Source organism: Pseudomonas sp. AF32, from assembly GCF_022342325.2.
In the GTDB taxonomy this organism is placed as follows: domain Bacteria; phylum Pseudomonadota; class Gammaproteobacteria; order Pseudomonadales; family Pseudomonadaceae; genus Aquipseudomonas; species Aquipseudomonas uvaldensis.
Genome location: NZ_RQJK02000010.1, coordinates 1 through 11,328 on the forward strand (window position 1 = coordinate 1; position 11,328 = coordinate 11,328).

Annotated in this window: 10 protein-coding genes; 2 read left to right on the top strand and 8 right to left on the bottom strand. The window is 55.9% G+C overall.

Annotation, left to right across the window (positions count from 1 at the left end; all coding sequences use genetic code 11):
• Positions 1-300: 300 nt before the first annotated feature.
• Together EGM97_RS11315 and EGM97_RS11320 are read right to left on the bottom strand one after the other, a co-directional pair.
• Entirely contained in the window at positions 301-3,615 is a 3,315-nt protein-coding gene (locus EGM97_RS11315) for a hypothetical protein (RefSeq protein ID WP_238965565.1), read from the bottom strand.
• A gap of 893 nt (positions 3,616-4,508) precedes the next feature.
• Complete coding sequence (locus tag EGM97_RS11320) at positions 4,509-4,979, bottom strand: Lrp/AsnC family transcriptional regulator (RefSeq protein WP_238965566.1); 471 nt, start codon at positions 4,977-4,979, stop codon at positions 4,509-4,511.
• 124 nt (positions 4,980-5,103) lie between these two features.
• Between EGM97_RS11320 and EGM97_RS11325 the strand changes: the two genes are divergently transcribed.
• On the top strand, positions 5,104-6,312 hold the full coding sequence (locus EGM97_RS11325) for a methionine gamma-lyase (protein ID WP_238965567.1): 1,209 nt from the start codon (positions 5,104-5,106) through the stop codon (positions 6,310-6,312).
• Positions 6,313-6,416: 104 nt separating this feature from the next.
• Here the strand turns inward: EGM97_RS11325 and EGM97_RS11330 are convergent, their stop codons facing one another.
• The 3 genes from EGM97_RS11330 to EGM97_RS11340 are packed head-to-tail and all read right to left on the bottom strand — an operon-like array spanning position 6,417 to position 7,242.
• A complete protein-coding gene (locus EGM97_RS11330) occupies positions 6,417-6,845 on the bottom strand; it encodes an HhH-GDP family DNA glycosylase (protein ID WP_238965568.1) in 429 nt (142 codons plus the stop codon).
• Positions 6,842-7,066, bottom strand: coding sequence for a DUF2188 domain-containing protein (locus tag EGM97_RS11335; RefSeq protein WP_238965569.1), 225 nt, complete (start codon positions 7,064-7,066; stop codon positions 6,842-6,844). Before EGM97_RS11335 ends, EGM97_RS11330 begins: the two co-directional genes overlap by 4 nt.
• A gap of 17 nt (positions 7,067-7,083) precedes the next feature.
• The gene (locus EGM97_RS11340; RefSeq protein ID WP_238965570.1) at positions 7,084-7,242 is read right to left on the bottom strand and encodes a hypothetical protein; all 159 of its coding nucleotides are present in this window, start codon (positions 7,240-7,242) and stop codon (positions 7,084-7,086) included.
• 153 nt (positions 7,243-7,395) lie between these two features.
• On the opposite strand from EGM97_RS11340, the gene EGM97_RS11345 reads away from it, so the two are divergent.
• Positions 7,396-8,784, top strand: a complete 1,389-nt coding sequence (locus EGM97_RS11345) for an OprD family porin (RefSeq protein ID WP_477788802.1) — start codon at positions 7,396-7,398, stop codon at positions 8,782-8,784.
• Here the strand turns inward: EGM97_RS11345 and EGM97_RS11350 are convergent.
• The 3 genes from EGM97_RS11350 to EGM97_RS11360 form a co-directional block, all read right to left on the bottom strand.
• Positions 8,781-8,978, bottom strand: coding sequence for a hypothetical protein (locus tag EGM97_RS11350; protein WP_238965571.1), 198 nt, complete (start codon positions 8,976-8,978; stop codon positions 8,781-8,783). The two genes, EGM97_RS11345 and EGM97_RS11350, sit on opposite strands and share 4 nt — an antisense overlap.
• A gap of 3 nt (positions 8,979-8,981) precedes the next feature.
• On the bottom strand, positions 8,982-10,034 hold the full coding sequence (locus EGM97_RS11355) for a DNA-binding protein (protein ID WP_238965572.1): 1,053 nt from the start codon (positions 10,032-10,034) through the stop codon (positions 8,982-8,984).
• Between the two features lie 456 nt (positions 10,035-10,490).
• Complete coding sequence (locus EGM97_RS11360) at positions 10,491-10,856, bottom strand: YfeK family protein (RefSeq protein WP_238965573.1); 366 nt, start codon at positions 10,854-10,856, stop codon at positions 10,491-10,493.
• Positions 10,857-11,328 lie beyond the last annotated feature (472 nt).

The following is an 11,328-nucleotide window of genomic DNA, read 5'->3' on the forward strand; positions in this document are numbered from 1 at the left end:
TTCGTACCGCTTGGCCATCGTGGGCTCCTGCCATTGATGGACGCGGACTCTACTGATTCCTGACGGTTGTGGGAGTCAAATGAGTTTCGGCGGATTTCGTACAGAGCCTAGGCAGATCCCCTTGGTCGTGACGTTATAAAAGCAGATGCCCGCGAACGGAGGTCGGGCATCTAATGAGCAAACGATTTCAAACAGACGTTGCTCACCATCATCATCTCCCTGGGCAGTTTGCTCGCCAACCTCGTCTCGTCGGCGCTCACTAGCACAACGCTGCCCTTGCCGCCTGAACCTGAAAAGCGATTAGCTTTCAACGCCGGTGCTCCCCAATCGAAATGCAGCACGTTCCATAAGGGCTAAACGAATGCCAAGGATTTCATACGTCAGATCTGTCATAGTCCCGCGTAGACCGGCTGACAAATCAGAAGCTACTATTTCACCCTCTTCATTTTCTAGCTCGTTCTGAAAGCGACTGAACGCACGACTGAGAGAACCTGCTACGTCGATAAGTACATCATCTGCGGTATCTTCTAGCTTCGTCGCTATGCACTCCATACTGCGTCTGCATCGCTCCATCATGCTGGTTACAAACTCAAGCTCTTTGGCATTCATCTCACGTCCTGATTCTGCGCAAGCTGCCGACATAGCTCCGATGGCCTCCAAAGCCTCATCGTAGAGCCTTAAGTCTTCATCGATTATCGGAGAGTACGGTACGCTATCTTTCCATTTGTCAGCGAAGGTAACGTCGGGAAATAACGAAACTATGAAAGTCATGCCCATAGGAGCTAAGCGTCCATTGATTACCGCTCCGTAGCTAACGGTTGCTTGGGGCGATAGTGCAGCTGCCACTGCGGAGAAAGACTCCTCCGTGGTTAACCAATCAAAAAGCGCCTCAACCTTCAAGAGAACGGCAAACTCAGCATCTGGCCATTGAGCACCACTGCTTTCGGGCTGATTACGCGAATACACTTCAACGTTCAATCCTTTGTCCGCCATAGCGAGCCGTATCTGTTCTCGGCGAGCGGATGTCAATGACTCAGCCCTTTGGCACGCATCTTCCGCAGCTCGACGTAGAATGGAGTGGCGACGACTCGTGGTACGAAAACGACTTGCAAACACAAGGCGTTGATCCGGATTCATAGCAGTGTCGGCAAGTACGGCGCGTATCTGCCGAAGCGTCTCGGCTATTTGAACCAACATTTCCAGGGGGGGCTCGCTGGTCATGCGCCATAACTCTGGGCGATGCAATAACTCCGCGTCGCGCACCAAGCCAGCTGTCCGGGCAGCCATTAGGTTCGGCTTTTCCGAAACTCCATCAGTCAGTTCAGTCATCAGTCGTTGCAGACCTGTAACAAAGTCATGAAGCTTGTCACCATCATTCGACTTTCCTGGTGATAGAGGCCCGGAGATTGACTCACTAATACTCGGAGGTTGAATGAACGTTGTTAGCCAATCTCGAATCTGCAGAAGCATTTTCCACTTCGCTCCTGGGGTTTCCATCCGGCAGTAGAAATCCCCCGCCTCCCTCAGCTTTACTCCAAGTTCATTGATTGCAACTGCTAAGTCTGTTGTGCGTTGGGTCTCGGTGGGAGCAGCCACCAATCGGTTGATCGCTCGAATTTGAGCCTGGTTCCAGGCAATTCGTATCGGAGCTATGACGGCATGGCGCGGCATTCGTTTGGTGTTCTGAGAGTGCGCTCCATACCCAACGGGATGGCCGTCGCAGAAGATCGCGTCTGAAATGAGGAGCTCGGCATCAGGTACCACAGCGCTCATGGCCGTGCATAAACGTACGACCTCCTCATTCAGATCTGACTGAACCTCAGAATGAACGAAACGAACGTACCCAGTCACACTGAGCTTGCCATCAGACTCTCCGATTTCAGGGCAAGTTACCCAAGGTGTCTCACGGTACAAGCGATTTATTAGAGCAGACGTGCCTCCGCACATCTCAATGACAGCTCGTGCAGCATCTAAATCTACTTCTCTTAAAGTGATTAGAAGAGCTAGAAGGTCTTCCAAGGGGGTATTAGTCAAGTCTCCACTTGGAATGCACTTGGTAGACGGCGGTGATTTGCAACCGACAATTGGTAATAGGGTCGCTGCCAGCTCGGCCGCCTCGCTAACACTCAATTGGGCAGGCCAAGCGCTTGCTGCCATCTTGATCAAAGAATTACGAAGATCTGCGACATCGACTTTCGAGAAGGAGGCATGCGCTATCTTCGGTTTGGCGAACAACGGTTCGTCGCCGAAATCCATGCTCGCGAGAGTAAACATAAAAGTGAAACCGCTTAAGCGGTCCTCAATATCTACTGAACGAGAAATTTCCAGCCATTTTTCTGCAATTCGATCCGCGGTTGCGAGTCCTAGGCCATGAAGTATTGGCGCCCAGCACCGCCCGTCTTCTGACTTCAGCCGAGCGACGAGCCCCGCCAACATGGCTCCTTCCTCTTCAGGCCATCGTCGCAGCACCCGAACGATGAACGCCGCAAAAGTATCGCTCGCAAGGGTTTCAGCTGCCGCTGTGACTGCCCGACTTCTAGCTTCACCAAGAAGCTCACGGATGGCTACGTCAAGATATGTCGAGCGGATCTCGTGCAGCCCCATGAGTGCACCATCAGGCCTGGCACGCACCGCATGCTCATCGACCAGTCGCTGAAGCAACTTTGCAAAGCGAGGCTCATCCATCCCAGAAAGTATTCGAAGCCGAACTGGGTCTACAGCTGCCCCTTGGGCAGCAGCGAACGAAATGGTCCTCAGAATCATCAGCTCATCACCCCGGTCTTCAGCAAGACGACGACGCACCTGCTCACGAATCGTCTCCTCAAGGCGCTCCCCGGCAGTTAGCAAATGGGTGTACTCGAGAAGCAAACCGTTACTTAGCTCAAACGGTTCTTGCCAGTGACTGAAAACCACCGAAGCGGACGTTTGCAGTGCTTTCCAGATTCCGTATGCCAGACTCTCATCTAGCTTGGGGCGGATAGTCGGTGTACGAGCTGCGGATGACAGGAGAAAGATGTCCTCTTCTCTCACCGTACCAATGGCAAGCAGACCTGCTTGGGCCTCTACCTCCCGAACCAACCCATCCCATCCAGCGGTCTCCTGACGGCCCACATCGTCAACGACGAAACCAACGGGACGCTCAGGACTAGCTTCTAGTAGTTTGGCGAGCTGAACGAGCTTTGCTACATCGGCGACCTGCAGCTCCCGAATGCGGTACCAACGCACGGCATGACGTGTATGGTGAGCCGACAACCAGGCAAGTGCGGACTTCCCCGAACCGGAGGGTCCCGCGACTAATGCAAATCGCTTTGCCTCGAGGCCGGTCAAAATGTCCACCATCAGCTCCGGTCGACCAAACACTAGGCCGGCCCCGACGTGCCCTGGCGCCACGTTGACACCCCGGTAGAAGGCTGCAGCCGGCATAGGCTCGCTAAAATTTGCAATCTCTGCGAGGCCAGCTGTCAAAGCAACGTAGCCGATAGGATCAATAATCCCTAGAACTCCATCGATACGTTCCTGCACATCGCTTCGGTCCAACGTCTTTGGCTTTTCGCTCGATGCTAGGTAGTTGGAGTCAGATGCTTTCCCAGCCTGCTCGCGAAGTTGCTGGAGCACTAGCCGCACACCTGCAGGTGGTAGTGATGCACTGGTGAGGGCAGCGCAGCCACGATCTAGCGGATCGGGTTCGATCACCAGGTGGGTGCGCACTAGTAAAGCCTCGACCACACCATTCTCGGGTTGCCCTAAGGCCTCTCCCAAAAGCTTTTCGAATTTCGTCAGATCTTGGCCACTTTCCGCAAGCGTGACTATCCAGCCTGTAGGTTGAATACCTTCAAGCGGTCGCTCTAGCACCAATGCTAATCTCACTCGATTGGATTCACGCCAGTCGAGTGGGAGATCCTTAGCGCTCTTGGCAAGGTGTTTTGCCGTCTCAGATTGGGAGAAGACAGCCTGAGGATCATGCCTGGCCTTGAGCTGGGCTCTAAACTCAAGCTCAGGTCCATGTAAGGTAAGGTCGTCGACACCTTCCGGGATGAGTCGCGTCCAAGTGGCTTCGCCACTCCACGCCACTGAGGCAAGCCAAGCGGTTACTGCGTCCTGATACCGAAAACCCCGACCGGCCCTCGCACCTGATCGGGTCATACTCCAAAGCTCAGGGTCAATTAGCAACTGCCGAGTTAACCCGGGAAATTCCATTTTTTGGCGTCTCTTTCAATTTTGTTGCTGAGCTTAATTGAGTTTGCTCAAAGGTGAAAAGCGGATCTCCGGCCTCATTGGATCGCTCGATGTGTAACAAATTATTTGCAACAGGGTGCAGACTTAGACGAGCAACATAGCTCTTTCATTGTAAGCGACGAATTAAACTCGCAAACCTAGGAAAACCGGGGGTCTAAGGTATCAACTGAAACGCAACACCCAGCGAAACGACCGACTCTGTTAAACAATATGTGTATCGGTGTTTATTCACTCGCCGAGTCCTCTGCCCTCTGTCTCCATCTATACCGCGTTCAGCCCAGCACCGGGATCACTCGCGAGGGCTTGACCGATTTGAACGAAAAACTTGAATAGATCTCTTTGACCGCCGGCAACGTCTGCAGCACCTCTCGCGCAAACTCGCCGAAAGACTCCAGGTCCTTGGCCACCACTTCCAGCAGAAAATCGTAGCGCCCGGAAACGTTGTGACAGGCGACGATCTCCGGGATTTCCAATAGGCGCTGTTCGAAGGATCGGGCCATTTCCTGACTGTGGGACTCCATCATCACGCTGACAAATGCGGTGACGCCGTAGCCGAGAGCCTTGGGCGAAAGAATCGCCTGGTAGCCGGTAATCACTGCCTTCTCTTCGAGAATTTTTACCCGTCGCCAACACGGCGAAGTGGTCAGGGCCACCTGTTCGGCCAGTTCGGCGATGGTCAGCCGGGCGTTGCCTTGCAGGGCCGCGAGCAAGGCTTTGTCGGTACGATCCAGATCACTGGGCATGTCTTGCCTCCAAATTGTGCTCTCCGGAGCGTTTATTCCAAATGATTGGTAATTCCTGGGTCAATTTGGAATTTTTCTTGTTGAAATTGAGCATAGCATTGTAGGAAATACAGGAGCGCTCAACATGAACAATAAAAACAATGAACTGGGCTTTTCCACCCGCGCCATCCATTACGGCTATAACCCGCTGGACAACAACGGCGCACTGATCCCGCCGATCTACCTGACCTCCACGTTCGCCTTTCCTACCGCCGAGTACGGCGCCGGTTGTTTCGCTGGCGAAGAATCCGGGCATTTTTACACGCGGATCTCCAACCCCACGTTGGCTCTGTTGGAGTCACGCATGGCGGCTTTGGAGAACGGCGAGGCGGCGGTGGCCTTCAGCTCCGGCATGGGAGCCATTGCGGCGATCTTTTGGACCCTGCTGCGCCCCGGTGACGAGATCATCCTCAGCCGTACGTTGTACGGTTGCACCTTTGCCCTGCTGCACCACGGTATCGGCGAGTTTGGCGTCAAGGTGCGCCATGTTGACATGTCCAACCTGGCCGAACTGCGCGATGCCATCAGTCCTTCGACGCGCATGATCTATTTCGAATCCCCGGCCAATCCGAACATGCAGCTGGTCGACATCTGCGCGGTGGCCAAGATTGCCCACCATCACCGGAATGTCACCTTGGTGGTCGATAACACCTACTGCACTCCATACCTGCAACGCCCCTTGGAAATGGGGGCGGATGTAGTGGTGCATTCGGCCACCAAATACCTCAGTGGCCATGGCGATATCACGGCCGGCATCGTGGTTGCCAGTCATCCACTGGCAAACCGCATTCGCCTGCAAGGCCTCAAGGACCTGACCGGTGCGGTCATGTCGCCTCAGGATGCTTTTCTGCTGATGCGCGGGCTCAAGACCCTGTCACTGCGCATGGAGCGCCATTGCAGCAACGCCCAGGTGATCGCCGAGTATTTACAAGCGCACCCGGCCGTCGAATGGGTCACTTACCCCGGCCTGCCCTCCTTTGCTCAGTACGACCTGGCGTCGAGGCAGATGAAGTTGCCCGGGGGCATGATCGCCTTCGAACTCAAGGGCGGCCTGACCACCGGCCGACGTTTCATGAACGCACTGGAATTGTTCGCCCGCGCGGTCAGCCTGGGAGACGCCGAGTCCCTGGCCCAGCATCCAGCCAGCATGACCCATTCCACCTACACGCCTGAAGAACGTGCGCACCACGGGATTTCCGAGGGCTTGGTGCGTTTGTCGGTGGGCCTTGAAGATGTCGCGGACCTGCTGGCCGACGTCACCCAAGCGCTGGATGCCTGTGCTCAAGGAGGTTGAACATGTCCACCGCTTATCCCCTCAACGATACGGATATTCCCTATGCGGGCACACCGGCTGTGGACCAGGCAGTGTCTGTAGGGAAAGACGTGCGACTCCACGCGTCATTTGTCTCCCAGGGCAACTTCGCGCTTGAAGATCTCTAACGTCTTCGGTCCGATGCCGTTAAAGCCGAGCAACCATCGCTCAAACTCAGCTGATTTCATTGACCCACTCTGCAAAGCGTTCATCCGACATTCCAGTCCGGCATCCAGTCCCACACCAAGCTCGTGCAGTCGCCGCGCCGTGGATTCATCGTATCGTGCGTAGCCCGCTTGCCCGAGGAGCCTGACAAGATCTCGATGTGAGCATCGGGCGAGCTTTGCAGGCGTATCCAAGCCATATCGATCAACCAGGTTCCGGTACGCCTCAACGGCGACAGAGGAACGTATCCTTTTACCGATCAGAAAACTGGCGAGCAGCCACCGATACACACCGTGGCCGCTCGGGTCGTCGACCTCAATACCCAGGTCGATAGCGGAAATTGGGGTCATCCCTTCGATCGCCTGGGGTCAGCGGAACGCGGATAAGTGCGCTCTTCCTCAATGGAGCCGTCGGCTTTGTGAATCTTCACCGAGGCGGTTTTGCCATCAAAGAAATCTGTCAGAGAACTCACCAACTCCTGCTTAGTTGCGGCTTTTTTGGAAGCACGCTCTGCGCCGACTTTCTTAAGTTCCCAGCCATCCGCAGAAGGGCTCAGGTGGTAGTTGTCCATTGCCTTGCTCCTCACATTTAGATGGATTCTGCTTCGTCCTGAATATCTTCCTCCGCTTCGGCTCCATCAGTGGCGTCGGCATCGTTCAAGGGCGGTGAAGTGGGCTTTCCTGGATCGTTTATGTAGGGCACGCCGCTGGGGCCGTGCTCTTCAAGTCCTTCAGTCTTGGGCTGCATGCTGGTTCTCCTTCTGCTTTCTGATAGAGATTGGAGGACAGGCGCTGCGCGGCGTTCAACTGAGTCGTAACCACTCAGAATTAACAACGTTTAACTCATCAGCCAGAGCCTCGCGGCCAATAATCAGGCCCTCGTCACCGAACTGGCTACAGCATGCGTACCGCAAATCAAGCACTGAAAAGCCTGCGCCTTCGTAGCAATAAAGCTCACGCGCACCCAGGGCCGCGACTCAAACATAGGGATCGACTCTGGTTATCCATATTGCTGGTTAGTAACTGCGGCACCGCCCAGGCTACCGAGCCTTCGGCGCAAGACTTTATGGACGGCTCAACCTTGAACGTGCTGAGCCGAAATTTCTTCCTGCAAAATGACTACCGTTCCCCCTCCCCGGCGAACAAAAGCTACAAGCAGGAATGGGCTCAAGGCTTCATCGCCACATTTGCCTCCGGCTTTACCCCCGGCACCGTCGGATTAGGTGTCGATGCCCATGGTTTTTTCGGTTTGAAACTGGATGGCGGCAAGGGGCATTCGGGAACGGGATTGCTGCCGCTGGATGCGGATGGCCGCGGTGAAAGCGACTTTTCCAGCGCCGGTGGCGCGCTGAAACTGCGCACGTCCAGAACCACCTTGGCCTACGGCGAGATGACCGTGGAAACCCCGGTGTTCGACACCGCCGACAAACGCCTGCAACCGGAATACGCCACGGGGTTTCTGTTCGACAGCCAGGAGTTTGACGACGTGCATTTGCAGGCCGGGCACTTCACCGCGTTCAAGAATCAAGATGCCTCGACCAGCAAAGGGGACTTCACCGGTTATGGGGCGAGCACCAATATCGGCGGCATCAGTTTTCTCGGCGCCCGGTTGTTCGAAGACCAGCCGTTGGGCGGTGCTCTTTACGCGTCCGAGCTGTCCGACACCTGGCGTCAGTACTACGCCAACCTGCATCTGAAGCGATCCGGATTCTTCCTGGACAGCAACGTTTACCACACCCAGGATTACGGAAAAGCCGTAGCCGGCGGGATTGATAACACGGCGTACAGCCTGTCCGGCAAGTACACCCTCGGCGCCCAGGGATTCACGCTGGCCTATCAGAAAATCCACGGCGACACTCCATTCGACTTTGTGGGCGGCGACTCGATCTACCTGGCCAACTCCATCAAGTACGCAGACTTCAACGGCGCCGGCGAACGCTCCTGGCAGGCCCGCTACGACCTCGACCTGGGCGCTTTCGGCGTCCCTGGATTGAAATTCATGACCCGCTACGTCACTGGCCGGGGTATCGACGGCACCCATGCGCCCCAAGGTGGGGCGTATAACCCATTTGACCCGGATTCCGGCCAGTTCGTCCCGCAACAAGGAAATGGCGGACGCCATTGGGAGCGGGATATCGATCTGCGCTACACCGTGCAATCGGGACCGGCCAGGGATTTGTCCATGCAGGTATCCCACGTGACCCATCGGGCCAACAGTGCCCAGGGCGGCGATGACATCGACCGGATTTACGTCGTGATCGAGTACCCCCTCAAGCTGGGACGCTTTTAACCGGTTCGCCGCCCGGTAACGTTGGGTGTCGACCGATGTTCTCTGGTGCCGGCGGCATCCAGCTTCATGATCGGCACCAAAGAGCCAAATGGCTCGACCCTGTCCATCAGCATCCGGGAAAGACGCTGATGAGCGAATTGCCAAACTGACGAGCCTTCGTCATGGCCCTGCGGATTTCCTGCGAGCTGATCCATGCTTTATCTCCTTGGTCGTTTCGAAGCTTTGATGTGCCCGGCGAGTCGTTTCTTCTCTACCCCTGAGGCGGCATCGCTACCCTCCTCCTCAGCCTGCCGGAGTTCTTCATTCTCTTTCTGAAGCGCCGCGACCAGCGCCGTGGTTTCGTGCTCACGCAGCTCGGCTACAGCGGCGGCCTTGTGGAGCGCCTTAACCTCGTCACGCAAAGCCGAGACCTGTTCCATGAGGTGCTCAATCACCCCAGTGGTCCTGGCCTCAGCCTGGCGCAGCGTTTCAGTTTGAGTATTAAGCGACAGAACCAGGGCTTCCTGCGTATGCAGGGCCTTGGTTTGCTGCCTGGCCTCAGCGAGCAGGCGTTCATTGTCGCGACTCAGTCGCGTCAGATCGTCCTGTTTTACGGCAATGGTCTCTCGCAGCTTGCGCTGCTCAACGTGCATCTCATGCAGTTGAGACTCGTGCCTGCGTTGATCCTGATGACGTTGCTCCTTCACCGCTTCTCGATAATGCTCAAGCGCCCCGTGAGCCTGAACGTGCTTTTCCTCCAGCGATTGCAGGTGCTTGTCCTTTTCAGCAACCAGGGATTCCAGGTCGGCACAGCGCTGACTGATGCGTGCGTTGCGCGTCAACTCAGCCTGGAGTGAGGACCGGGTGGTTGCGAGTTCAGCGTTCTGCTGCTCTATCGCGGCCTGTTGGGTGGCCAGATGCCGTTGAGCGGTGGACAGCTCCGATCTGAGCTCGATGATCTGGTTTTCCAGCGCGATCCGCTGCTGCTCAAACGCCGCCGTCGCCTGGGAGATGACTGCCTGCCCCTCCTCCATCAACTGATCCAGTAACGTTTGCACCGTACCGTTGAGCGTTTCGCCCATGCGTTCACGTGAGCTCACCGGCTCTGTATTGGAAGGTTCAAGCTCCTTCAGGTAGCGGGAAATCGTCGTTTTAGACCCCGTATTCCCGAGCTCTACGCGCACGGCGTCGATACTGGGGTTGGCTCCCCTGGCCAGCAGTGCCTGACGTGCCTTTTGCACTACAGCTTTGTTGATCCCGCTTCTAGCCATGGCGCCTCCTACGATTTCATACCGTGTTACGTATTATGTATGTACATAATAAATTGATTCAACCCTACACCGTTTGACTGAGGTCCGCCAAATGATCAGAGCATCAGGGGCGTGCGCGCTGCACAGTCAGACAGGCCGCCCCGCTGCTGCTCTAGCACCTGGAGTTGTACAGCCGTCACACGATGGGGCGCGGACTTGCGACCTGAGCGCTTGCGAAGGGGGGGACATCAAGGGATTGATGGGAGATGTGGGCTGGAAGGAGATGAAATCGGCGTAGCGCTGTGCGGATCCCAGCGTGTCCTTCGGCGGAGTTGCTTTGCGCGCCGCCCAACAAGCGCTTGCCGAAGAGATAAAAAGAGTGCCGGTAATCCTATCCGGCACGTTTCTAGTGGGCAGTGAAAAGCAGAGAGTAAAAAACCCAACACCCCCCCGAGCCTTATTCGCCTTGAGACAACATCAATGAAGCTGCCGTTGTCTCTGCAGTTCCCGCTTGAGCCAGGCACTGGCAGGCTGTGCGCCTTCTGGGCATCGCACCTCATAGTCGCGACCGCTCATGCTGCTTTTCGTGGCAGCAAGATCGATGAAGTCCTCGGCACTGTTCACCTTGTTCTTGTCCTCCAGGTAATTCAGCTTTTTCTCCAGATGCGCACGAGCTTCGGGACCTGGGAATGCCTCTCCGTTACGCACAAATTTACATTCACTGTGCTCGACAAAGTCCAGCAGCCCCCTTATCTCTTGGGTGGCTTGAGGTGTGGCTTGAGCCTGCGCGTTGGTTACGATTGCGAAAAGACAAATGCCCGCCGCTCCCATCCACTTTCGCATGTTTGATCCTTGTATTTTGGCGCTGTTGCGATTCGCTCTTCGACAGCACAGGGGATGAAGCCCGGTTTTGGTAGAAATGGTTCCCTTTGAGCATGACGTATAGCGAGCGATCCGGGAAGCGCCTGGCGATCAAGTCAGCAAGGTGTAGAAAATAAGCCCGCCTCACGCAGGGGAACAAATGCCCTCGGGAAAATTATTTGGCAACCGCTCTAGGCTGCGGAGCCGCGGCATTTGATTGCGTTATGACATCGTACAACCCTTAAAAATTAGCTTCCCATCCTCGAAAGCGCTGCTATGTTACGCGCTCGGATTGAACGTCCGAGCGCCGCCAGCGGCTCGCCTCGCTCCCCACTATGGACAGGGTGCCGTCGACAAGGTCATGCGCCGTTCGTTTTCAAGGACAACCGGTTCGAGAAAGTCGGCGCCACCGCTGCGTGCCGACCAGGATCGCAACCATTCACAGGGAAGTGTC

Excerpts from the sequence above, each read along its gene's own strand:
- EGM97_RS11320 (WP_238965566.1), bottom strand. The coding sequence starts at position 4,979 with ATGCCCAGTGATCTGGATCGTACCGACAAAGCCTTGCTCGCGGCCCTG.
- EGM97_RS11325 (WP_238965567.1), top strand. The coding sequence starts at position 5,104 with ATGAACAATAAAAACAATGAACTGGGCTTTTCCACCCGCGCCATCCAT.
- EGM97_RS11330 (WP_238965568.1), bottom strand. The coding sequence starts at position 6,845 with ATGACCCCAATTTCCGCTATCGACCTGGGTATTGAGGTCGACGACCCG.
- EGM97_RS11335 (WP_238965569.1), bottom strand. The coding sequence starts at position 7,066 with ATGGACAACTACCACCTGAGCCCTTCTGCGGATGGCTGGGAACTTAAG.
- EGM97_RS11340 (WP_238965570.1), bottom strand. The coding sequence starts at position 7,242 with ATGCAGCCCAAGACTGAAGGACTTGAAGAGCACGGCCCCAGCGGCGTG.
- EGM97_RS11345 (WP_477788802.1), top strand. The coding sequence starts at position 7,396 with ATGCGTACCGCAAATCAAGCACTGAAAAGCCTGCGCCTTCGTAGCAAT.
- EGM97_RS11350 (WP_238965571.1), bottom strand. The coding sequence starts at position 8,978 with ATGGATCAGCTCGCAGGAAATCCGCAGGGCCATGACGAAGGCTCGTCA.
- EGM97_RS11355 (WP_238965572.1), bottom strand. The coding sequence starts at position 10,034 with ATGGCTAGAAGCGGGATCAACAAAGCTGTAGTGCAAAAGGCACGTCAG.
- EGM97_RS11360 (WP_238965573.1), bottom strand. The coding sequence starts at position 10,856 with ATGCGAAAGTGGATGGGAGCGGCGGGCATTTGTCTTTTCGCAATCGTA.